This is a genomic window from Halopseudomonas salina (assembly GCF_008641105.1).
Genome location: NZ_VTTI01000017.1, coordinates 1 through 21,866 on the forward strand (window position 1 = coordinate 1; position 21,866 = coordinate 21,866).

At 58.0% G+C, this 21,866-nt stretch carries 21 protein-coding genes; 3 read left to right on the forward strand and 18 right to left on the reverse strand.

Annotation, left to right across the window (positions count from 1 at the left end; translation table 11 throughout):
• Nucleotides 1–141: 141 nt before the first annotated feature.
• Together FZF01_RS18410 and FZF01_RS18415 are read right to left on the reverse strand one after the other, a co-directional pair.
• Nucleotides 142–498 (reverse strand): hypothetical protein, encoded by a 357-nt coding sequence (locus tag FZF01_RS18410; RefSeq protein ID WP_150279260.1) that lies wholly within the window; start codon nucleotides 496–498, stop codon nucleotides 142–144.
• Between the two features lie 82 nt (nucleotides 499–580).
• Entirely contained in the window at nucleotides 581–874 is a 294-nt protein-coding gene (locus FZF01_RS18415) for a hypothetical protein (RefSeq protein WP_150279259.1), read from the reverse strand.
• A gap of 219 nt (nucleotides 875–1,093) precedes the next feature.
• Here FZF01_RS18415 and FZF01_RS18420 point away from each other — a divergent pair, with 219 nt between their 5' ends.
• The gene (locus FZF01_RS18420) at nucleotides 1,094–2,059 is read left to right on the forward strand and encodes an integron integrase (protein WP_150279258.1); all 966 of its coding nucleotides are present in this window, start codon (nucleotides 1,094–1,096) and stop codon (nucleotides 2,057–2,059) included.
• 248 nt (nucleotides 2,060–2,307) lie between these two features.
• Here FZF01_RS18420 and purL read toward each other — a convergent pair whose 3' ends face one another.
• Entirely contained in the window at nucleotides 2,308–6,213 is a 3,906-nt protein-coding gene (purL, locus tag FZF01_RS18425) for a phosphoribosylformylglycinamidine synthase (protein ID WP_150279257.1), read from the reverse strand.
• Nucleotides 6,214–6,293: 80 nt separating this feature from the next.
• Here purL and mltF point away from each other — a divergent pair, with 80 nt between their 5' ends.
• Nucleotides 6,294–7,802, forward strand: a complete 1,509-nt coding sequence (gene mltF, locus FZF01_RS18430) for a membrane-bound lytic murein transglycosylase MltF (protein WP_223825551.1) — start codon at nucleotides 6,294–6,296, stop codon at nucleotides 7,800–7,802.
• 139 nt (nucleotides 7,803–7,941) lie between these two features.
• Here mltF and tadA read toward each other — a convergent pair whose 3' ends face one another.
• The 5 genes from tadA to FZF01_RS18455 all read right to left on the reverse strand — a co-directional run bounded on the left by tadA (nucleotide 7,942) and on the right by FZF01_RS18455 (nucleotide 12,609).
• A complete protein-coding gene (gene tadA / locus FZF01_RS18435) occupies nucleotides 7,942–8,394 on the reverse strand; it encodes a tRNA adenosine(34) deaminase TadA (protein ID WP_223825550.1) in 453 nt (150 codons plus the stop codon).
• Nucleotides 8,395–8,406: 12 nt separating this feature from the next.
• Nucleotides 8,407–10,314 carry a sulfate adenylyltransferase subunit CysN gene (cysN, locus tag FZF01_RS18440; protein WP_150279256.1) on the reverse strand — a complete coding sequence of 636 codons (1,908 nt, stop codon included), beginning with the start codon at nucleotides 10,312–10,314 and terminating at the stop codon, nucleotides 8,407–8,409.
• Nucleotides 10,315–10,362: 48 nt separating this feature from the next.
• Nucleotides 10,363–10,704: a four helix bundle protein gene (locus FZF01_RS18445; protein WP_150279255.1), complete on the reverse strand. Its 342-nt coding sequence runs from the start codon at nucleotides 10,702–10,704 to the stop codon at nucleotides 10,363–10,365.
• 98 nt (nucleotides 10,705–10,802) lie between these two features.
• Nucleotides 10,803–11,708, reverse strand: a complete 906-nt coding sequence (gene cysD, locus FZF01_RS18450; protein ID WP_150279254.1) for a sulfate adenylyltransferase subunit CysD — start codon at nucleotides 11,706–11,708, stop codon at nucleotides 10,803–10,805.
• A gap of 142 nt (nucleotides 11,709–11,850) precedes the next feature.
• A complete protein-coding gene (locus FZF01_RS18455; RefSeq protein WP_150279253.1) occupies nucleotides 11,851–12,609 on the reverse strand; it encodes a Nif3-like dinuclear metal center hexameric protein in 759 nt (252 codons plus the stop codon).
• A gap of 174 nt (nucleotides 12,610–12,783) precedes the next feature.
• Between FZF01_RS18455 and FZF01_RS18460 the strand changes: the two genes are divergently transcribed.
• Nucleotides 12,784–13,923, forward strand: a complete 1,140-nt coding sequence (locus tag FZF01_RS18460; RefSeq protein ID WP_150279252.1) for a S1C family serine protease — start codon at nucleotides 12,784–12,786, stop codon at nucleotides 13,921–13,923.
• A gap of 11 nt (nucleotides 13,924–13,934) precedes the next feature.
• On the opposite strand, the gene hisC is transcribed toward FZF01_RS18460, so the two are convergent.
• The 10 genes from hisC to FZF01_RS18510 all read right to left on the reverse strand — a co-directional run bounded on the left by hisC (nucleotide 13,935) and on the right by FZF01_RS18510 (nucleotide 21,806).
• On the reverse strand, nucleotides 13,935–14,990 hold the full coding sequence (gene hisC / locus FZF01_RS18465) for a histidinol-phosphate transaminase (protein ID WP_150279251.1): 1,056 nt from the start codon (nucleotides 14,988–14,990) through the stop codon (nucleotides 13,935–13,937).
• Between the two features lie 166 nt (nucleotides 14,991–15,156).
• On the reverse strand, nucleotides 15,157–16,467 hold the full coding sequence (gene hisD, locus FZF01_RS18470) for a histidinol dehydrogenase (protein ID WP_150279250.1): 1,311 nt from the start codon (nucleotides 16,465–16,467) through the stop codon (nucleotides 15,157–15,159).
• 41 nt (nucleotides 16,468–16,508) lie between these two features.
• Complete coding sequence (gene hisG / locus FZF01_RS18475) at nucleotides 16,509–17,150, reverse strand: ATP phosphoribosyltransferase (RefSeq protein ID WP_150279249.1); 642 nt, start codon at nucleotides 17,148–17,150, stop codon at nucleotides 16,509–16,511.
• Nucleotides 17,151–17,169: 19 nt separating this feature from the next.
• Entirely contained in the window at nucleotides 17,170–18,432 is a 1,263-nt protein-coding gene (murA, locus tag FZF01_RS18480) for a UDP-N-acetylglucosamine 1-carboxyvinyltransferase (protein ID WP_150279248.1), read from the reverse strand.
• A gap of 64 nt (nucleotides 18,433–18,496) precedes the next feature.
• A complete protein-coding gene (locus tag FZF01_RS18485; RefSeq protein WP_150279247.1) occupies nucleotides 18,497–18,736 on the reverse strand; it encodes a BolA family protein in 240 nt (79 codons plus the stop codon).
• A gap of 28 nt (nucleotides 18,737–18,764) precedes the next feature.
• Nucleotides 18,765–19,070 carry an STAS domain-containing protein gene (locus FZF01_RS18490; RefSeq protein ID WP_188434485.1) on the reverse strand — a complete coding sequence of 102 codons (306 nt, stop codon included), beginning with the start codon at nucleotides 19,068–19,070 and terminating at the stop codon, nucleotides 18,765–18,767.
• Nucleotides 19,067–19,702, reverse strand: coding sequence for an MlaC/ttg2D family ABC transporter substrate-binding protein (locus FZF01_RS18495; protein ID WP_150279272.1), 636 nt, complete (start codon nucleotides 19,700–19,702; stop codon nucleotides 19,067–19,069). Before FZF01_RS18495 ends, FZF01_RS18490 begins: the two co-directional genes overlap by 4 nt.
• 23 nt (nucleotides 19,703–19,725) lie before the next feature.
• On the reverse strand, nucleotides 19,726–20,190 hold the full coding sequence (gene mlaD, locus FZF01_RS18500; RefSeq protein WP_150279245.1) for an outer membrane lipid asymmetry maintenance protein MlaD: 465 nt from the start codon (nucleotides 20,188–20,190) through the stop codon (nucleotides 19,726–19,728).
• 18 nt (nucleotides 20,191–20,208) lie between these two features.
• Nucleotides 20,209–20,991, reverse strand: coding sequence for a lipid asymmetry maintenance ABC transporter permease subunit MlaE (mlaE, locus tag FZF01_RS18505; RefSeq protein WP_150279244.1), 783 nt, complete (start codon nucleotides 20,989–20,991; stop codon nucleotides 20,209–20,211).
• Complete coding sequence (locus FZF01_RS18510) at nucleotides 20,988–21,806, reverse strand: ATP-binding cassette domain-containing protein (protein WP_150279243.1); 819 nt, start codon at nucleotides 21,804–21,806, stop codon at nucleotides 20,988–20,990. The genes mlaE and FZF01_RS18510 overlap by 4 nt, the downstream gene beginning before the upstream one ends.
• Nucleotides 21,807–21,866 lie beyond the last annotated feature (60 nt).

Below are 21,866 nucleotides of genomic sequence, written 5' to 3' on the forward strand. Positions count from 1 at the left end.
TTCAGTTCAGATACATTTTTGTACATTCCATAGCCAATATGGCTTCTACTGTCGATGTATTTCATAGAGTGCTAACGTGTGAACTCATGGGCCGGTTTGTAGCCGCGAAGCGGCGGAGAAGCGGTCCCATGCAGTGATTGGTTATGCATTTTTACGCCACAGAAGGCTCTTGATGAAGATGGCCATATAGGTAGCGCTGAACAGCCAGGCCGCAAGCTTGAAAAACACGACAAAAGTGAACCATGCCGGCCTAGTGCCAAAATGCACTGATTCTGTAGTTCGAATGTTGGGTACTGATAAGGTCGTTGCTGCTTGAGCTAAATGGGCTCCCAAAAAGATTACGAGAAAAACGAAAATACAAAAATAGAGCCAGCCTTGCTTTCTGGAACGCATCAAGCTCTCAAAAACATCGCTTAGCATGGAGAGTCCGGACACGCGCGATGCTTTGACCGATTCTTCATTTCGTGCGCGCTTCTTCTTGCTCGGATGCCATTTCATAAATATGCATAACGTCCGGCACAGCGGCGAGCGTCAGCGAGTCCAGCCCCGAAGGGGCGATGCTGCTGCCGCTTGTTATGTTTCATTTCTGCCACCCTGATTGCGTTGCCTCACCTGTGGATGGATTTATTGTGTATGTGTTACCAAAGAAACGGCGACCGGTAATTATGCCATTGCTCTCTTTATTAAGCTCTACGAAGGAGTCTCTTTCAAAACCAGTAGCCGGCGCAGATACTCGCCAAATTATATTCATATTGTTATCAAAGCAGACGATATTTGAATTAGCCTCTTTGATTGGAATAGTCTTATCACCGGCTACATAAATTAGTGCCATCCGGTTTCCGCCATCGAGTTCAATAATTTCTTGATATTCCATGATGACCCTAGGAAACATAACAGTGATTAGACCGCATGCGGTGTTAATGCATAACGGATGGTTCGATATAACTCCGGGACTCCTTCGAGGGCACCGGAAGCCTTTTCCTAGCTATAACAACGTTTTAGCACCTACGCGATGCTTCCAGCTCGTATTCGCTTGACTTCGACATTCTATGAACCTATTACTACTGTATAAATACACAGCATTGGAGTCAGCATGGACAGCCCCTCTCCCAAGCCGCGCCTGCGCGATCAGTTTCGCGCGGTGATTCGTGTAAACCATTACAGCATTCGAACAGAGAAAAGCTACTGGTACTGGATCCGTTACTTCATTCGCTTTCATCAGATGCGTCACCCGCTTGAGCTTGGCCCGGCCGAGGTAAACGCCTTTCTCAGCTGGCTGGCAACTGATCGGCAAGTGGCTGCGGCGACCCAGAACCTTGCGCTGAACGCGATTGTATTTCTGTATGCGCGAGTGCTTGAGCATCCCCTTGGAGACATTGGTGAAACGGTGAGGGTCAAACGCCCTCCCCGCTTGCCTGTGGTGCTGACCCATGCAGAAGCGATGAGCATCATTGATCGGTTGGCCGAACCCTACAAACTGATGGCCTCGCTGATGTATGGCGCCGGCTTGCGCGTTGTGGAAACGTCGCGCTTGCGTATCAAGGATATCGATTTTGATCGGCAAATCATCACCGTGAGAGATGGTAAGGGTGGCAAAGATCGCACTACGTTACTCCCTACGGCGCTTATTCAAGCTTTACATCACCGCAATCAGCGCATTTTTTCCGACTGGAAAAGCCAGGACGGTTTTTTTGCCGTCCCGGTTTCCCTGCCTTTTGCGTTACGTCGGAAATATCCCTCAGCTTCGCGATCTCTTGAGTGGCAATGGCTTTTCCCATCCAACAATATCTGTCTGGATGAGGACGGAAACAGTGTTCGTCATCACGTGCATGTCAGCAGTATCCAGCGAGCGGTGAAGATCGCCGTCGGCGAAGCGGGTGTTGGCAAACCGGCTGGGTGCCACACCTTTCGACATACGTTCGCTACCGAGCTGCTGCGCCGCGGTAGCGACATTCGCACCGTACAGACCCTGCTTGGCCATGCGGACGTGCGCACTACGCAGATATACACCCATGTGCTCGGCCAGGGCTTTGCGGGTGTGCAGAGCCCTTTGGGCTGAACTGTGTTCAGGCACGCTACCGCCCTATCCTGTTCCCGGACAAGTGGAAGAAGCTCGTTATATTTGGTTTGAAAGGAGTGCAGGCTGTCCTTGCCTGGAGGCGGGATGGAGCTCGCATTCCGTTGCGTACCCTGAGAGTAATCCAGAGCAGCGGGAATTGTCCAAAGGGATTTTCGCTGGTTGTGAGTTGCGACCAAAAAGCAAAACCCCGGCGGGCGCCGGGGTGTTGGTTACTGCTCTGGGTGGCGTCAGCCGACCCAGACTCGGGCATTGCGGAACATGCGCATCCAGGCACCGTCTTCGCTCCACTCACTGGGGTGCCAGGAGTTTTGCGAGGCGCGGAATACGCGTTCCGGGTGGGGCATCATGATGGTGACTCGGCCGTCACGGGTGGTCAGGCCGGTGATACCGCGCGGCGAGCCGTTGGGGTTGGCCGGGTAGCGTTCGGTCATGCGGCCGCGGTTGTCCACGTAGCGCATTGCGACGCTATTGCTTGCTTCACAGGCGTCCACGGCTGCGCTATCAGCGAACTCGGCGTGGCCTTCACCGTGGGCGATGGCAATGGGCAGTTGCGAGCCGACCATGCCGCTGAGGAAGATCGAGGGCGATGGCTGGATTTCGACCATGGCGACCCGCGCTTCAAACTGCTCGGAGCGGTTACGCACAAAGTGTGGCCAATGCTCACTGCCGGGAATCAGTTCTCGCAGGTTGGAGAGCATCTGGCAGCCGTTGCACACACCCAGGGTGAAGGTATCGGGGCGGGCAAAGAAGGCGCTGAAATCCTCACGGGCCTGGGCATTGAACAGAATCGACTTGGCCCAGCCTTCGCCGGCTCCGAGCACGTCACCGTAGGAGAAGCCGCCACAGGCGACCAGCCCGCGGAAGTCTTCCAGATGCACCCGGCCGCTGAGTATGTCGCTCATGTGCACGTCAACGGCGGTGAACCCGGCGCGGGTAAAGGCGGCGGCCATTTCTACCTGACCGTTAACGCCCTGCTCGCGCAGTATGGCGATGCGCGGGCGCGCACTGCCACTGATGAATGGCGCAGCCACATCTTCGTTGATGTCGAAGCTGAGCATGGCTTGCAGCCCGGGGTTGGCGTCGTCGGCCAGCAGCTCGAACTCCTGATCCGCACAATCGGGGTTGTCGCGCATCCGTTGGATGTGCCAGCTGGTTTCGCTCCAGGCCCGCTGCCAGCTTGCCCGAGTGCCGGTGAGTACGTCTTCGCCGGCAAAGCTAAACCAGAAGTCCTGCGGCCCTTGCGGCTGGCCGATCACAGCGCTGCAGTCACCCAGGCCAGCGGCTGAAAGCTGGCTGAGAACGGCTTCGGTATCGCTCTGGCGTACCTGAATCACGGCGCCCAGTTCTTCATTGAACAAGGCAGCAGGCAACTCGCTCGCGGCGTCGGCCAGTACGTCGAGCTGGATTTTCAAGCCGCAGTGACCGGCAAAGGCCATCTCGGCCAAGGTGGTCAGCAGACCCCCGTCGGACCGGTCGTGATAAGCCAGCAGCAGCTCATCCTGATTCAGACCCTGAATCACAGCAAAGAAGGCTTTGAGGTCTTCGGCGTCGTCCAGGTCCGGTGCGGTCTGGCCGATGCTGTTGTATACCTGCGCCAGCGCAGAGCCGCCGAGGCGGTTCTGGCCACGGCCCAGGTCGATCAGGATCAGATCAGTATCGCCCTGGTCGAGATGCAATTGTGGTGTGAGCGTGGCGCGCACGTCCTGTACCGGTGCAAAGCCGGTGACCACCAGGGACATCGGCGAGGTCACGCTGCGGTCTTCGCCGGCATCATCCCAGCGGGTTTTCATGGACATGGAATCCTTGCCCACCGGCACGGTGATGCCGAGTGCCGGGCACAGTTCCATGCCGACGGCGCGCACGGTGTCATACAGGCGAGCGTCTTCCCCGGGGTGGCCGGCGGCAGCCATCCAGTTGGCGGACAGGCGAATATCGGAAATGCTGTCGATGCGTGAGGCGGCCAGGTTGGTAATGGCCTCGGCGACGGCCATGCGGCCGGATGCAGGCGCATCGAGCAATGCCAGCGGTGTACGCTCGCCCATGGCCATGGCTTCACCGGTGTGCACATCAAAACTGCTGGCAGTCACGGCGCAATCGGCGACCGGTACCTGCCAGGGTCCAACCATCTGATCACGGGCAACCAGACCGGTAATGCTACGATCACCAATGGTGATCAGAAAGCCCTTGCTCGCCACCGAGGGCAGACGCAACACGCGGTTCACTGCTTCTTCCAAGGGCAGTGCACTGGCGTCAAAGTCATCCGCGGGCTCGGCTTCACGCTCAACACTGCGGTGCATGCGTGGCGGCTTGCCGAGCAATACCGACAGGGGCATGTCGACCGGATTGTTCTCAAAATGGCTGTCGCTCAGAGTCAACAACTGCTCTTCTGTAGCTTCACCGACGACAGCGAAGGGGCAGCGCTCGCGCTCGCAGATAGCCTGGAAGCGATCGAAATCGCTGTTATCCACGGCCATGACATAACGTTCCTGAGATTCGTTGGACCAGATTGCCAATGGGCTCATGCCCGGCTCATCGTTGGGGACGTTGCGCAGTTCGAAACGACCTCCGCGACCACCATCATTCACCAGTTCCGGGAAGGCGTTGGACAGGCCACCGGCACCCACATCGTGGATGAAGGCGATCGGGTTCTTGTCGCCCAGCTGCCAGCAGCGATCGATCACTTCCTGACAGCGGCGTTCCATTTCCGGGTTTTCGCGCTGTACCGAAGCAAAATCAAGATCTTCAGCGCTGCTGCCGGTATCCATAGAGGAGGCAGCACCGCCACCGAGACCGATCAGCATCGCCGGTCCGCCGAGAACGATCAGCCTGGCACCAACAGTGATTTCGGCCTTTTCCACGTGGTTGGCACGGATGTTACCCATGCCACCGGCGATCATGATTGGCTTGTGATAGCCACGGATCTCAGGGCCGCGCGGGGAGTTGACGGTCTGCTCCCAGGTACGGAAGTAACCGGTCAGGTTTGGCCGGCCGAATTCGTTGTTGAAGGCAGCGGCGCCCAGCGGACCATCGATCATGATCTGCAGCGGCGTGACAATACGCTCGGGCTTGCCGTTATCTTCTTCCCAGGGCTGAACGAAGCCTGGGATGCGCAGGTTGGAGACGGTAAAACCGGCCAGACCCGCCTTGGGCTTACCGCCGCGACCGGTGGCGCCCTCGTCACGAATCTCGCCGCCGGAGCCGGTGGCAGCACCGGGGAAAGGTGCAATCGCTGTGGGGTGGTTGTGCGTCTCGACCTTCATCAGGATGTGCACAGGCTCTTCATGGGCGCGGTATTCGCCGCTGCCGGCAACCGGGAAGAAACGCCCGGCGACAAAGCCTTCAATGACTGCGGCGTTGTCCTTGTAGGCAGACAGCACGCCTTCGCTGTGCAGTTGGTAGGTGTTCTTGATCATGCCGAACAGGCTCTTGTCCTGCGCTTCACCGTCAATGTCCCAGGTGGCATTGAAGATCTTGTGGCGGCAATGCTCGGAGTTCGCTTGCGCGAACATCATCAGTTCGACGTCACTGGGATTACGCTCCAGCTCCTTGAAGCTGTCGACCAGGTAGTCGATCTCGTCATCCGCCAGCGCCAGACCGAGGCTGATATTCGCCTGCTCCAGTGCCTTGCGGCCACCGCCGAGAATGTCGACGCGCTGGAAGGGTTGCGGCTCAGCATGGCGGAACAGGTCGGCTGCGGCCTCGACGTTGTCCAGTACACGCTCGGTCATGCGGTCGTGCAGCAGTGCTGCGACCTGCTTGTGATCGGCGGCGCTCAGCTCCCCATCCGCGCTGGTCACGTGATAGGCGATACCTCGCTCCAGACGGACAACAGACTCCAGGCCGCAGTTATGTGCGATGTCGGTCGCCTTGCTGGACCAGGGAGAAATGGTGCCAAACCGCGGCACGACCAGAAACTGGCTGCCCCGCGGCTCTTCGGCAGGAACCGAGGGGCCGTAACGCAGAATACGCTCGAGCACTTCCAGCTGCGCCTCATCGAGTGCTTCGCGCAGCTCGGCAAAGTGCATGAACTCGGCGTAAACGGCGCTCACGCCGGGAACACGCTCCTGCAATCGGGCCAGGAGCTTGTCACGACGGAATGGGGAAAGGGCTGGGGCGCCACGCAGTGTATGCATGCTGGTTACGGCCTCGGAGAAGTGTAAAAAAGAAGGCACATAGGATACCCCAAGCTGGCGTTGGGGGCCATGGCAGGCTGATGACACATAGTCGAACAGCTGGCAGCTATGTCCGCCCTGCGCTTTTGCATATACTCACTCCCATGCCAGCAAAACTGACTCGATTAGCTCTGCTGCCGTTTTCGACCATAGTGCTTTTTACTGCATTGTTGTCGGGCTGCGAGCAACCCACTACCCACCTGGAGCAAATGCGCGACCAGGGTGTAGTTCGCATGGCTACCCGCAACACACCCACCACTTTTTACCAGGACCGCCACGGTAATACCGGGTTGGAATACGAGCTGAGCAAGCGCTTTGCCGACAGTCTTCAGCTGGACCTGGAAGTGGAAACCATCGACACCCTGGATGAGCTGTTCGAGCAGATGTCGGAGCCCACCGGTCCTCATATCGGCGCGGCCGGCATTACCGTCAACCCGCAACGTTCTGACCAGGTGCGCTTCTCCACACCTTACATGGATGTCACCCCCCAGGTGGTCTATCGCCATGGCGAGTCGCAGCCGCGTACGCTCGAAGATCTTTACGGCAAGCGCATCATGGTGCTCAAGGGCAGCACCCTGGCGGACCAACTACGTGATTTGCAGACCGAGCATCCAGACCTGGTATTTGAAGAGTCCGACCGGGTCGAGGTGGTTGACCTGCTGCGCCTGGTCAATGACAACGAGATAGACCATGCGGTGGTGTATTCCAACGAGCTGGTGGTAAACCAGGCGTTCTATCCGGCAGTGCGGGTGGGTTTTGATTTGTCCGAACCCCAACCTATGGCCTGGGCCTTACCCCCCGGCGAGGATGACAGCCTGCAACAGGCAGTGGATGTGTTCTTTGCCGGCATACGCGCCGATGGCACGCTGGATCAATTGGTTGAACGGTTCTACGGCCATGCCGACGTGCTCGACTACGTGGGAGCCCGCTGGTTCGCCCAGCACACGCTGCAACGCTTGCCACGCTATGAGACTCTGTTCCGTCAAGCCGGTGATCAGTACGGACTGGACTGGCGCCTGTTGGCAGCAATGGGCTACCAGGAGTCCTTATGGGATCCGGATGCCGTGTCGTTCACCGGCGTGCGTGGGATCATGATGTTGACGCTGCCCACCGCCAAATTCGTCGGCGTGACCAACCGTATCGATCCAAAGCAGAGTATTTTTGGCGGCGCCCGGTATCTGATCTGGGTGCGCGACCAGTTACCCGAAGACATCCCCGAGCCTGATCGCACCTGGTTTGCTATGGCCGCCTATAACGTGGGCATAGGTCACCTGGATGACGCACGCAACCTGACCCGCAGCAACGGCCGCGACCCCAATCGCTGGGTCGACGTAAAGGACCACCTGCCGTTGCTATCGAAAAAGGAGTGGTACACCAAGACCCGCTACGGCTATGCCCGCGGCGCCGAGCCGGTGCACTACGTGCAGAACATCCGCCGCTACCACGAGATCCTGCAATGGGTGACCCAGCCACAGGCCGAAATGGCCCAGGCGGATGCCGAGCAATATCATGCGCCGGGAATCCTGGACCAACTCCCGCAAAACTTTTAAGTCTTGCGGGAGTTAGTCCAGCTGCAAGCTTCAAGCGGCAAGCTGCAAGAAAACCCTAGACCAAACCTCTACCCCTGGATCTGAGTGGGCAGGGACAGCTTGCCGCTTGCCGCTTGCCGCTGTGTTTGGGCTTGGGGCTTCACCTCCGCCCTTTAAAAAACGCCCTGAGCACTTCCCCGCACTCCTCCGCCAAAACCCCGCCTTCCACTTCAATTCGGTGGTTCATCCAGGGCTGGTCGAAGATCTGCGCGCGGCTGATCACGGCGCCGGCGCGGGGTTCGCTGGCGCCGAACACCAGCCTCGAGACGCGGCTGTGAATCAGCAGGCCCGCGCACATGGTGCAGGGTTCGAGGGTGACGTACAGGGTGGTGTCCGGCAGGCGGTAGTTGCTTTGGGCCAGGGCGGCCTGGCGCAGGGCAACCATCTCGGCATGGGCACTGGGGTCGTTACTGCTGATCGGTTGATTGAAGCCCTTGCCGATCACCCGGCCCTGGTGCACCAGTACCGCGCCCACCGGCACCTCGCCTAGCTCCGCGGCAAGATGCGCCTCGGCCAGGGCCAGGCGCATAAAGTCGATGTCGGCGGGCTTCATCGGCGGTCGCGCTCAGATCAACTTGCGGGTTCTGAGCAGCTCTATCACCTCGGCAACGCAGGTCTCCAGATTCTGCTTGCTGGTGTCCAACACCAGATCCGCATCAGCCGGAGCTTCGTACGGATAGGAAACGCCCGGTATGGTGCCTTCGGCATTAGCTGCATACAGACCGGAAGGATCACGTTCCTGGCAGACGTCCATGGGTGTATCCAGATACACCATCAAGCAGCGCTCACCCAGAATGTAACGGGCCTGAGCGCGGCTTTCCGCGGTCGGAGCCACGAAGGCTCCCAGCGCGATCAGTCCGGCTTCGTTCATCTGCCGGGCAATACGTGCGCCCTTGTGCAGATTCTCGGCGCGGCCAGCGGCATCCTGTGTCAGCCCCTTGCTCAGATCCTGACGCAACTCCTTGCCATCGAGCACGTAGCAGGCACGGCCGCTGTCGAACAGTTTGCGTTCAACCGCATAGGCCAGGGTGCTCTTGCCGGCACCGGAAAGACCGGTAAACAGCAGAGTAACCGGCTCCTGGCCGAAACGCTGCGCGCGTTCGCTGGCAGTCACATGGGCGAACCCGCCATGGCGGCTACCGGTGGTGTTCTGACCCAACAGGCCCTTGGCGACAATCATGCCGGCGCCAACGGTGCCATTGGTCATGCGGTCGATGACGATAAACGAGCCGCTGGTGCGGTTGGCCCGGTAGTCGTCATAGGCAATCGGACGCTCAAGGGATAACTCGACGCGGCCGATCTCGTTCAGACCCAGTTCGGGCGCATCCTGTTTTTCCAGCGTATTGACGTCGATGCGGTGTACGATCCGGGTAAAGGAGCCCGGGCTGTTGCTGGTTGCTCGCTTGATATCGTACTTGCGGCCCGGCTGCATCGGCTGGTCGGCCATCCACACCAGATTGGCTTCAAACAGATCGCCGATCAGGGGGCGGTTGTCGATATGCGCGAGCACGTCGCCACGGGAGATGTCGATTTCGTCTTCCAGGGTCAGCGTCACTGCCTGACCAGGACCGGCGCTTTCCAGCTCTCCGTCGAAGGTGACAATGGATTTGACCCGACTGCTCTTGCCCGATGGCAATACGACCAACTCATCACCCTTGTGCACGACACCGGATGCCAGGGTGCCGGCAAAGCCGCGGAAGTTAAGGTTCGGCCGGGTAACCAGCTGGACCGGGAAACGCAGATCCTTGAGGTTGCGATCGGCGGCGACTTCAACGGTCTCGAGGATCTCCATCAGGGTCTGGCCGGTATACCAGGGGCTGCGCTCGCTACGGTTGACGACGTTGTCGCCCTTGAGTGCAGACATCGGCACGAAATGTACGCTATTGCCGTCGAGCATTTCCAAGCCCTTGGCAAACTCGCGGTAGTCGTCACAGATCTGATTGAAGACGCCTTCATCGAAGTCCTTCAGATCCATCTTGTTTACTGCAACAACGATATGCTTGATACCCAGCAAGGAGGCGATAAAGCTGTGGCGCTTGGTCTGGGTCTGCACGCCGTAACGGGCGTCGATCAGGATGATCGCCAGATCACAGGTCGAGGCACCGGTGGCCATGTTGCGGGTGTACTGCTCATGGCCGGGGGTATCGGCGATGATGAACTTGCGCTTGGCGGTCGAGAAATAGCGGTAGGCAACGTCAATGGTGATGCCCTGCTCGCGCTCGGCCTGCAGACCATCGACCAGCAGCGCCAGATCGACCTCTTCACCGGTGGTGCCAGACTTCTTGGAGTCGCGGGTAATGGCTTCCATATGATCTTCGTAGATCATCTTGGAATCATGCAGCAAACGCCCGATCAGCGTGCTCTTGCCGTCGTCGACGTTACCGCAGGTAAGAAAACGCAGCAGTTCCTTGCGTTCGTGCTGGCCGAGGTACGCCAGGATATCTTCGCTGATCAGTTCTGATTGGTGACTCATGTTCCAAGCTCCAAGCTGCAAGCGACAAGCGGCAAGCTGTCCGTGCAATTATTCAGTAATTCTATTAATCAAGCCTGTCAGCATTCGCGACAGCTCGCGTGTTTCATGGATCCAATGCGCGGCAAACGCCTGCTCCACGTAATCAATCTCTTGTCCTACCATCAGCTGCGTGCGCACTTCTGCGCAAGACCCTTTGGCAACGCTGAGAAAGTAACGCTTCTCTGCATTGCCAGCTCTCTCCATTCCCTCGGCGATATTGCTTGGAACGGATAGAGCAGACCGCGTCAGTTGATTCCGGAAGCCATAATCCGGGCAGTCTGCCAGCGCTCGATACATGGCAACCGAAAGCGCTTTGCTGCGATGCCAGACCTCAAGCTTTTCAAAATCCATCAGCAACCTCCATGTTGCCGTTATAAATCGTAAATACGGCGACTGCTCCAATCTGCTTGTCGCTTGCAGCTTGAGGCTTGCCGCTTTTTTAGCTACCGCTAGAAATAGCCCTGCCTCTTCTTCTCTTCCATCGATCCGGCTTGATCATGATCGATCATGCGGCCCTGGCGTTCGGATGTACGGGTCAGGAGCATTTCCTGGATGATTTCCGGGAGCGTGGCGGCGGTGGATTCGACGGCGCCGGTGAGGGGGTAACAGCCCAGGGTACGGAAACGAACCATTTTCATTTCCGGCTTCTGACCTTCTTCCATGGGCATGCGCTCGTCATCGACCATGATCAATGAGCCGTTGTGCTCGACTACCGGACGTTCGGCGGCAAAGTACAGAGGCACAATCGGGATGCTTTCCAGGTAGATGTATTGCCAGATGTCGAGTTCGGTCCAGTTGGACAGGGGGAATACGCGAATGCTTTCGCCCTTGTGTACTTTGCCGTTATAGACGTTCCACAGCTCGGGACGCTGGTTCTTGGGATCCCAGCGGTGATGCTTGTCGCGGAATGAGTAGACGCGCTCCTTGGCGCGGGACTTTTCCTCGTCACGGCGGGCACCACCGAAGGCCGCGTCAAAACCGTACTTGTCCAGGGCCTGCTTCAGCGCCTGGGTCTTCATCACGTCGGTATGCACGGCGCTGCCATGGGTGAAGGGGCCTACGCCCTGGGCCAGGCCTTCAGCGTTCTGATGCACCAGCAGGTCGAGATCCATTTCTTCGACCATGCGCTCGCGGAACTTGTACATTTCGCGGAACTTCCAGCCGGTATCCACGTGCAGGACCGGGAACGGCAGGCGACCAGGATAGAAGGCCTTGCGCGCCAGGTGGAGCATTACAGCGGAGTCCTTGCCGATCGAGTAGAGCATCACCGGATTCTGAAACTCCGCAGCCACTTCACGAATGATGTGGATGCTTTCCGCTTCCAGTTGCTTGAGATGAGTCAGTTTTTCCAGCATGGCGTACTCGCGATATCAAGGGGACGAGGCGCATCCCGTATTCAGTTGACGGCATTGTATCAAACGCCAAGCAATCTAATAAGGCGTGTTTTAATACCTTTAAAGCATATCAATATAGCTCGGGTCGCCTGCCGGTTACCGCTCAAACCGGGTTGTCGATATCGATAAATTCGTGGTGCAGGCCAAAGCGCTCGGCCAGATGCTCGCCCAGAGCCTTGACGCCATACCGCTCTGTCGCATGGTGTCCGGCAGCAAAAAAGTGGATGCCATTCTCCCGCGCTGCGTGAACCGTGGGCTCGGACACTTCCCCGGTCACATAAGCGTCGGCGCCTAGGGCGATAGCCCGTTCGATATAGCCCTGGGCTGCACCAGTACACCAGGCAATACGTTTGATGGGGCGGTCATTACCGGCGATATGCAAAGGCTCGCGCTGCAGCACGTCGGCCATATGACGTGCCAGCGCGCCACCCTCCATTGCTTCGGGCAATTCGCCGTAAAGCCCTACCGAACGGGGGTTGTCCGGTTCAAGCCCGCCAAGCACCTTCCAGCCCAGCAGTTTTGCCAGTTGCACGTTGTTGCCCAGTTCGCCATGCACATCCAGCGGCAGATGGTAGGCGAGCAGATTGACGTCTGCGCCAAGCAGCGCCTTGAGGCGACGATACTTGATACCGGTCACTGCCGCAGGCTCACCTTTCCAGAAGTACCCATGGTGCACTAGCAGCATCTGCGCGCCGGTGGCCACGGCAGCATCTACCAATGCCTGACTGGCGGTTACGCCAGTCACCAGCCGCTGTACCTGGCCTGCTCCTTCCACCTGTAGCCCATTGGGGCAGTAATCCTGGAACGCATCTGATTCCAGCAGGTTGTTGCAGTAATCGACCAGCGTTGACCTTTCCACCATGGGGGAGCCTCCTGTGTATAGAACCTGCGCGTATTGTCTGCGCTGTGAACCTGTTTGGCCAGTTCTGCACCTACCCGGCCACTCCCCGGCGCAATACCTGCATTTATGGGTTTGATCCCCTTATACTATGCAGCACTAACGGCCATTGGCTGCGGGCGGGATCGGGACTGTTTGATGAATGAATTGATGCGCGACTGGGGCTGGCCAGTGACCTGCGGCGTGCTGCTGGCACTCGTCTTGCTGCAGTATTACCCACAACCTCTGGGCATGCCGGCGAGTGATCCGGTTATCGAGATAGCCCCACCCGATAAGGATGAGAAGTCTGGGCAAGGGTCTTACCGTATAGCTGTGCAGCGTGCAGCGCCAGCAGTAGCCAATGTATACACAACCAAGCGCGTAGCCAATCAGATTGGGCAGCCTTTACTCCCCAACCCTGCCACCGGTGATTACTCAGACGCCTTACCCGCACCCACAAGACGCGACTCGAGTCTGGGCTCTGCGGTAATTCTCAGCCCAGATGGCTACCTGCTTACCAACAATCATGTGATTGCCGGTGCGGAGCAGATCCTGGTTGGCCTGCGCGATGGGCGCGAAGCCATTGCGACCCTGGTGGGGACCGATCCCGAAACTGATCTGGCGGTTCTCAAGATCAAACTCGGCGATCTGCCATCCATCTCGATCAGCGGCGCCGGTGAACAGCAGGTGGGCGACGTGGTGCTGGCCATCGGCAATCCGTTTGGTCTTGGTCAGACGGTGACCATGGGGATCGTCAGCGCCACGGGTCGCAACCAGCTGGGACTCAACACCTACGAAGACTTCATCCAGACGGATGCGGCGATCAACCAGGGCAACTCGGGCGGCGCACTGATCGATACCGCCGGCAATCTGGTGGGAATCAATACGGCGATTTTCTCCCAATCGGGCGGATCTCAGGGCATCGGTTTTGCGATTCCGGTGAAGCTGGCAGCAGAGGTGATGCAGGAAATCATCAAGAACGGCCGGGTGGTGCGTGGCTGGCTGGGGGTGGAAGTGCAACCCCTCACCGCTGAACTGGCCGAAGCGCTCAACGTGGACGCAGGCACGGGCCTGGTCATTTCCGGACTGTACCGTGACGGACCTGCGTCCCTGGCGGGCCTGATGCCGGGTGACGTGATATTGCGGATTGAAAACGAACCTGCGATTACCGGTCGACAGGCAATGAACCAGGTGGCCAGAGCCGACCCCGGTGAAACTGTAACCCTTGAAGTGCTGCGTGAGGGCAAGGCAATAAGCTTCGAGGCGGCAGTGGGCGTGCGGCCCAACTTCCGCCCCTGAGCGCTAGAATCTTAGAGCAGGTCGCGCAGAACGGCGATGAGCTTGCTGTTCTGCTCCTCGGTCCCCACGGTGATGCGCAGAAACTGATCGATACGCGGCTTCGCAAAGTGGCGCACGATCACACGCTGATCCCTGAGGCCTTTCGCCAGCGCAGCTGCATCATGGTCAGGATGGCGAACGAATACGAAGTTTGCCGCCGAAGGTAGTACCTCAAACCCCATGTCTTGAAGTGTCTCAGCAAGATGCTCCCGACTCTGGATGACCTTTTGCCGAGTATCTTCAAAGTACGCCGTATCAACAAATGCCGCCTCGGCTCCAGCGAGCGCCAGTCGGTCCAGCGGGTAGGAATTGAAGCTGTTCTTGATTCGCTCCAGCGCCTCAATGAGATCAGCATGACCCACGGCAAGCCCAACCCGCAGCCCCGCCAGGGAGCGTGACTTGGACAGACTCTGGGTTACCAGCAGGTTGGGATACTGATCGATCAGGCTGATAGCGGTCTGGCCGCCAAAATCCACGTAGGCTTCATCCACTACCACGACCGAATCTGCATTGGCTTTGAGCAGCTGTTCGATTGCACTCAACCCCAGTGCAATACCCGTAGGCGCGTTGGGATTGGGGAAGATAATGCCGCCATTGGGCTGCAGGTAATCGTCTACATTGATCCGAAAGTCGTCGGTCAGGGGTATGGTCTGTGCCTGTATTCCGTAGAGACCGCAGTAGACCGGATAAAAGCTGTAGCTGATATCAGGGAACAACAAGGGCTTGCCATGCTGGAACAGCCCATGAAACACATGGGCCAACACCTCGTCTGAACCATTGCCGACAAATACCTGGTTGCTCTGTACGCCATAGTAATCGGCGATAGCGCCCTTCAAACCCTCGGCGTCAGGCGCCGGGTAAAGCCGCAGGCTGTCATCAGGCACTGCGCGAATGGCTTCAATCGCCCTGGGCGAGGGCCCGTAGGGGTTTTCATTGGTGTTCAGCTTGACCAGATTGTCCAGCTTGGGCTGCTCGCCGGGCACATAGGGCACCAGGCTGGCAACGAACGGGCTCCAGAATCGGCTCACAGATCAATCCTCAATAAAATAGCCTCAAGCTGCAAGCTGCAAGCTTCAAGCGGCAAGCCGTCCGTGCATACTGCAGCGACGAGCGTCGGAACGGTTATTGGTGCTTGTAGCTTGCTGCTTTTGGCTTTTGGCTTGTAGCTTGTAGCTTGCAGCTTGCAGCTTGCAGCTAGGGCTTTATACGGTATTCCGCACTGCGCGCGTGCGCTGTCAGGCTTTCACCGCGGGCCAGTACCGATGCTGTTTTGCCCAGCTCGGAAGCACCCTCGGGTGAGCAGAAGATCACCGAGGAGCGCTTCTGGAAGTCATAGACACCCAGAGGTGAGGAGAAGCGCGCCGTGCCTGAGGTAGGCAATACGTGGTTCGGGCCGGCGCAATAATCGCCTACTGCCTCGGGGGTGTAGCGGCCCATGAAGATGGCGCCTGCGTGGCGAATCTGCGACAACAGGCTTTCCGGGTCGGCTACCGATAATTCCAGGTGCTCTGGAGCGATGCGGTTGGACACCTCGCAGGCGTGTTCCAGATTGTCTACCTTGATCAGCGCACCGCGATTCTCCAGGGAAACACGGGCGATATCGGCCCGCTCAAGACCGTCAAGCAGACGATTGAGACTGGCTTCAACGGCGTCGAGAAAATCCGCATCCGGCGATAGCAGGATCGACTGCGCATCCTCATCGTGTTCGGCCTGGGAGAACAGATCCATCGCAATCCAGTCCGGGTCAGTCTGACCGTCACACACCACCAGAATCTCGGAAGGGCCGGCAATCATGTCGATTCCCACCTGGCCGAACACCGAGCGTTTGGCTGTGGCTACATAGATATTGCCTGGGCCGACGATCTTGTCCACCCGCGGAACGGTCTCGGTGCCGTAGGCCATTGCCGCCACCGCCTGAGCACCACCCAGGGTAAACACGCGGTCTACGCCCGCCAGGCAAGCAGCGGCAAGCACCAGCTCGTTGATCTCGCCACGGGGCGTGGGCACGACCATGACCACTTCCCGTACACCGGCTACCTTGGCGGGAATCGCGTTCATCAACACTGACGAAGGGTAAGACGCTTTACCACCCGGCACATAGAGGCCGGCGCGGTCCAGCGGTGTAATCTGCTGGCCAAGAATGGTGCCGTCCGGCTCGGTGTAGCGCCAGGAAGGCTGTACCTGATGCTCGTGATACACACGAATTCGCTCGGCGGCAAACTCGAGAGCCGTTCGCTGTTCTGGAGTAATACGCTCCAGCGCCAGCTCCAGCCGAGCACGGTCGAGGGTCAGGTCTGCCATGGAGCTGACATCCAACCCATCAAAACGGGCGGTATATTCGATCAGCGCAGCATCACCCCGTGCGCGCACGGCAGCAATGATCTCTTCAACACGCTGGTTGACGCCTTTATCCGATACCCCTTCCCAGGCCAGCAACGTGTCGAGATGCTGGCTGAAGTCAGACTGACTGGCGTCCAGACGGGCAATTTTCAGCGGTGCATTCATCACATTCACCTTTTCAGAATAAGTGGGTTCGTAAGGGGCTTTCAGGCGGAGCGCTGCTCTACCGCAGCAGCCAGCAATTCAATCAGTGCCTTGATCCGGGCGTGCTTCATTTTCATTGCGGCCTTGTTGACCACCAGCCTGGAGCTGATGGTGGCAATCAGTTCCTGCGCCTCGAGGCCGTTGGCCCGCAGGGTGTTGCCGGTGTCGACCACGTCGATGATCTTGTCTGCCAGACCAACCAGAGGTGCGAGCTCCATGGAGCCGTACAGTTTGATGACCTCGACCTGACGGCCTTGTTCGGCGTAGTAGCGACGCGCCACGTTGACGAACTTGGTGGCCACCCGCAGACGCCCCTTGGGCTCTGGGGTATTCACCGGCCCGGCAGTCATCAGTCGGCAATTGGCAATTTTCAGGTCCAGTGGCTCATAGAGCCCCTGACTGCCATATTCCATCAGCACATCCTTGCCAGCCACGCCCATGTCCGCTGCACCCAGCTCCACATAGGTCGGCACATCGGTGGCGCGGATGATCAGCAAACGCACATCAGGATCAGTGGTTTCGAAAATCAGTTTGCGACTTTTGTCCAGATCCTCGAGCGGCTCGATGCCAGCCAGCTTCAGCAGCGGCAGCGTATCGTCAAGAATGCGACCCTTGGACAGGGCGATAGTCAGACTCTGGGTCATGCGTGATCCCTTGTTTGGCTCAGGAGACGCGGCGGATTATACCGCCAAGCATCTGCAACTTTTCCTCGATACATTCGTAACCGCGGTCGATGTGATAAATCCGGTCGACCAGGGTTTCGCCCTCGGCAACCAGACCAGCGATAACCAGACTGGCCGATGCGCGCAGGTCGGTGGCCATGACAGGCGCACCCTTGAGCTTTTCTACACCGGTAACGATTGCAGTATTGCCCTCGATGGTGATGTGAGCTCCCATACGGTTCATTTCCTGCACGTGCATAAAGCGGTTTTCGAACACCGTTTCTATGACTGTCGAAGTGCCTTCAGCCACCGCATTCATGGCAATGAACTGAGCCTGCATGTCCGTCGGAAATGCCGGATAGGGGGCAGTACGCAGATTGACTGCCTTTGGCCGGTTACCTTTCATGTCCAGAGATATCCAGTTCTTGCCGGTATCAATCTGGGCGCCGGCCTCAACCAGCTTGAGCAAAACCGCTTCGAGAATGGTCGGGTCGGTATCCTTGAGCTTGATGCGCCCGCCTGTTGCCGCCGCAGCGACCAGATAGGTACCGGTCTCGATGCGGTCAGGCATCACCGAGTATCGCGCACCGTGCAGGCTTTTCACTCCGTCGATGGTGATGGTGTCGGTGCCGTGACCGGAAATTTTCGCGCCCATGGCGATCAGGCATTCGGCCAGATCCACCACTTCGGGTTCACGGGCGGCGTTTTCCAGTATGGTGCGGCCGTTGGCCAGGGTGGCGGCCATCAGAATGTTTTCAGTACCGGTTACCGAGACCACATCAAAGAAAAAATGTGCGCCGCGCAAGCCGCCTTCGGGCGCGCGGGCCTTGATATAGCCCTCTTCCACGGTAATTTCGGCGCCCATGGCCTCAAGACCGCGAATGTGCAGGTCAACCGGGCGTGAACCGATGGCACAACCACCGGGCAAGGCCACCTCGGCATAGCCGAAGTGCGCCACCATTGGACCCAGCACCAGGATGGACGCACGCATGGTCTTGACCAGTTCGTAGGGCGCAACCAGCGTGGTGATGCGTGTTGGGTCAACCGCCACATTCATCCGCTCGTCCAACACCGGCTCAACACCCATGCGGCCAAAGAGCTCGATCATGGTGGTGATGTCATGCAGGTGCGGCAAATTACAGACTGTCACCGGTCCGTCCGCGAGCAGGGTGGCTGCCAGAATGGGCAGCGCGGAGTTTTTTGCCCCGGAAATGCGGATTTCTCCATCCAGGCGGTTGCCGCCGGTGATGAGCAGTTTGTCCATGTGCAATATGTTCTCTTGTCAGGCGCAGGACGCCAGGTAAGTGTGGCTTTGACGTGTTACCGCTTCAGGCGCGCTGATTCCAGGCGTCACGGGTAAAGAATTTCATGGTGACGGCATGAATGCTGCCATCCGCTATCTGGTCACCCAGTAGCGCGTAGATCTGCTGTTGACGCTTGACCGGACTCATTGCCGCCAGGGTATCGCTGATCACATTCAGCTGAAAATTGCAGCCCTCGCCTTCCACCAGCACTTCAGTGTCGGGCAATTGCGGCTCTATCAATTGTTTAACCTGTTCGGACTGCATGTATTTCCCATCCGTTAAAAAATAATTTTCAGACTGTCAGTGTGCCCAGCCAGTCTTCCAGCTCGCAGACCCGGGCAATACTCCGTAGTCCGTCGGGCACACTCTGTAAACGCAGGCTGCCTTCACGCCCTTCCAGGGCCCGCGCAGCAACCAGTATGAGTGACAGTCCGACGCTGTTGGTCAAGGTGACGCCGGCAAAATCAAGTGTAATATCGCTGGACTGTGCCTTGACTGCCTCCTCGATATCGGAGCGCAGACTCACCGCAGTGGTAAAGTCCAACACACCCTCGAGCCGAATCAGGCCGTTGTTGTCACTGACAATACTGGCGCTCAATTCTCTACCTCTTTTTCTACTGTCTTGGCGGACTGGGCAACCACGGTCCCCCAATTGTCGATAACGGCATCCAGATCGCCACGGTGGGACTGCATTGCCTGGGCGAACTGATCACGGAACAGCAAGCCCATGTTGATACCTTCCACTATGACGTTGCGCACCTTCCACTGGTCGTCAATAAGAACCATGGTGTAGGTAACGGGGTATACCATGCCATTGGAGGTACGAATCTCCATGTCGACACTAGTGCGGTCATCACCGTATTTGCCCCGACCTGTGGGTGGCAACACCTTGATCATACCGCTATCGAATTCCAGCAGGGCGTTACCGTAAAACTGCACCATGCTGCGCTTGAAAGTCTCGATAAAGCGGTCCATCTGCTCGTCGGTAGCACGGCCGCTGTAACGCACCGTCATCACGCTGCGCGCAATCCCACGGAAGTCGACCACCGGATTCATGATCTCGTTGAGTCCGTCAAGGAAGGCGTCCGTGTCCTGTTTGTAGGTCTCGCGGTTGGCGTCCAGAACTTCCATTACCCGTACGGAAGTGTCTTCGACCACTTCATGGGGCGTAAGCGCCGCGTGCACCGCAAGCGGAGCAGCAAGGGCCAGTACCAGCAGTGCTTTGAACATGGCTCGCATAATCATTCTCCGTATTAGTCTTCTTTACTGACGGTGCTGAGGAGGAAACGACCAATCAGCTCTTCCAGTACCAGTGCCGATTGAGTGTCCACAATTCGATCGCCATCCTTGAGCATGGTGTCCTCACCACCCACGCTGATGCCGACATATTTTTCACCGAGCAAACCCGCTGTAAGGATCGAGGCTGCACTATCAGAAGGCAAGGTGTTGACGCTGCCGTCGATCGCCATTTCGACCCGCGCTGTGTAACGGGTCTTGTCGAACTCGATGGCCGTCACCTGGCCGATGGTTACACCGGACATGGTGACCTTGGCACGGGGAGTCAGGCCGGCAATATTGTCAAAATGGGCATGAACCTTATAGGTATCAGCTCCCGGGCTGACGCTCAGCCCGCTGACCCGCAGCGCCAGAACCAGCAGTGCCATGATGCCAACCAGTATGAACAGGCCGACGGTCAACTCTAAAGTACGGGTACGCATGTTCGGTTTCCTTGCTGATCAGAACATCAAAGCTGTGAGGATAAAGTCCAGGCCGAGTACGGCAAGGGAGGCATAAACAACGGTACGGGTGGTTGCCCGGCTGATACCTTCCGAGGTGGGCTCGCAATCATAACCCTGGAATACCGCGATCCAGGTAACCACAAACGCGAAGGCCACTGCCTTTATGAGGCCGTTGATGATATCGCTGCCAAACTCCACGGAGTTTTGCATATTGGCCCAGTATGAGCCTGAATAAACGCCGAGCCAGTCGACCGCAACCATGGCTCCGCCCCAAATCCCGACAACGCAGAAGATCATTGCCAGCAGTGGCATGGACACGAAGCCAGCCCACAATCGCGGCGCAATCACATACTTGAGCGGATCGACGCCAATCATCTCCAGGCCGGATAACTGCTCAGTCGCTTTCATCAAGCCAATTTCGGCAGTCAGCGCGGAACCCGCACGGCCTGCAAACAATAGAGCAGTCACAACCGGCCCAAGTTCACGCAGCAGGGTCAAAGCTACCATCTGCCCCACTGCCTGCTCGGAACCGTAGGTACTGAGAATATTGTAGCCCTGCAGGGCCAGCACCATCCCGATAAAGAGTCCGGATACGATGATGATTGCCAGAGACAGTACGCCCACGGCATAGAGCTGTTTGATGAACAGGCTCCAGCCACTGCCAAAGTTTGAACGACCAGTGATGGCATGGAATAGAAACACGCCGGACCGGCCGATGGCTGCGATCACGTCCAGCCCGGAGGCACCCATCAACGCCAGGCGATCAGCGAGGGTCTTCATTTATGCTCACCCCGCTGCAACAGATCGCTGGTCAATTCGTCAGCCGGATAATGGAAAGGTACCGGTCCATCTGGCTCGCCGCGCATGAACTGCCGGATGCGCGGGTTACTGGACTCCATCAGCTCGCCCGGCGCCCCGTGGCCCAATACCTGTCCATCAGCAATCACGTATAAATAGTCGGCAATACTGGCGGTTTCGGTCAGGTCGTGGGACACCACAATACTGGTCAGCCCCAGCGCATCATTGAGCAACCGGATCAGACGCACCAGCACACCCATTGAGATTGGGTCCTGACCTACGAAGGGTTCGTCGTACATCAACAATTGCGGGTCGAGTGCGATGGCGCGCGCCAGCGCTACACGCCGCTTCATTCCGCCGGACAGCTCGTCGGGCATCAATGTGTGCGCGCCGCGCAAACCCACAGCCTGCAGCTTGAGCTTGACGATATCGCCGATCATGTCCTCGCTGAGCTCGGTGTGCACCCTCAAAGGAAAAGCCACGTTTTCAAACACACTCAGGTCTGTGAACAACGCGCCACTCTGAAACAACATGCCCATGTTCTGCCGGGCGCGGAAAAGATCGCCTCGTTTGAGCTTGGGAATATCCTGTCCGTTGACCAGTACTGCGCCGCTTTCGGGCCGCAGCTGCGCGCCAATCAACCGCAGCAAGGTGGTCTTGCCGCAGCCTGAAGGCCCCATGATCCCGGTCACCTTGCCGCGCGGAATACGGATATCCACACCATCAAAAATGGTGCGTCCGCTGCGCTTGAAGGTGACCTGTTTGAGGTCAACGATGAATTCTGAATCGTCGGTCATAAAAAAATCGGGCTTCCTGGCTACCGGCGCAAGGCGGGCAAAATGAACGCGCTAATATAA

Coding starts and splice junctions, on each gene's coding strand:
- FZF01_RS18410 (WP_150279260.1), bottom strand. CDS start 498: ATGAAATGGCATCCGAGCAAGAAGAAGCGCGCACGAAATGAAGAATCG.
- FZF01_RS18415 (WP_150279259.1), bottom strand. CDS start 874: ATGGAATATCAAGAAATTATTGAACTCGATGGCGGAAACCGGATGGCA.
- FZF01_RS18420 (WP_150279258.1), top strand. CDS start 1,094: ATGGACAGCCCCTCTCCCAAGCCGCGCCTGCGCGATCAGTTTCGCGCG.
- purL (WP_150279257.1), bottom strand. CDS start 6,213: ATGCATACACTGCGTGGCGCCCCAGCCCTTTCCCCATTCCGTCGTGAC.
- mltF (WP_223825551.1), top strand. CDS start 6,294: ATGACACATAGTCGAACAGCTGGCAGCTATGTCCGCCCTGCGCTTTTG.
- tadA (WP_223825550.1), bottom strand. CDS start 8,394: ATGAAGCCCGCCGACATCGACTTTATGCGCCTGGCCCTGGCCGAGGCG.
- cysN (WP_150279256.1), bottom strand. CDS start 10,314: ATGAGTCACCAATCAGAACTGATCAGCGAAGATATCCTGGCGTACCTC.
- FZF01_RS18445 (WP_150279255.1), bottom strand. CDS start 10,704: ATGGATTTTGAAAAGCTTGAGGTCTGGCATCGCAGCAAAGCGCTTTCG.
- cysD (WP_150279254.1), bottom strand. CDS start 11,708: ATGCTGGAAAAACTGACTCATCTCAAGCAACTGGAAGCGGAAAGCATC.
- FZF01_RS18455 (WP_150279253.1), bottom strand. CDS start 12,609: ATGGTGGAAAGGTCAACGCTGGTCGATTACTGCAACAACCTGCTGGAA.
- FZF01_RS18460 (WP_150279252.1), top strand. CDS start 12,784: ATGAATGAATTGATGCGCGACTGGGGCTGGCCAGTGACCTGCGGCGTG.
- hisD (WP_150279250.1), bottom strand. CDS start 16,467: ATGAATGCACCGCTGAAAATTGCCCGTCTGGACGCCAGTCAGTCTGAC.
- hisG (WP_150279249.1), bottom strand. CDS start 17,150: ATGACCCAGAGTCTGACTATCGCCCTGTCCAAGGGTCGCATTCTTGAC.
- murA (WP_150279248.1), bottom strand. CDS start 18,432: ATGGACAAACTGCTCATCACCGGCGGCAACCGCCTGGATGGAGAAATC.
- FZF01_RS18485 (WP_150279247.1), bottom strand. CDS start 18,736: ATGCAGTCCGAACAGGTTAAACAATTGATAGAGCCGCAATTGCCCGAC.
- FZF01_RS18495 (WP_150279272.1), bottom strand. CDS start 19,702: ATGTTCAAAGCACTGCTGGTACTGGCCCTTGCTGCTCCGCTTGCGGTG.
- mlaD (WP_150279245.1), bottom strand. CDS start 20,190: ATGCGTACCCGTACTTTAGAGTTGACCGTCGGCCTGTTCATACTGGTT.
- mlaE (WP_150279244.1), bottom strand. CDS start 20,991: ATGAAGACCCTCGCTGATCGCCTGGCGTTGATGGGTGCCTCCGGGCTG.
- FZF01_RS18510 (WP_150279243.1), bottom strand. CDS start 21,806: ATGACCGACGATTCAGAATTCATCGTTGACCTCAAACAGGTCACCTTC.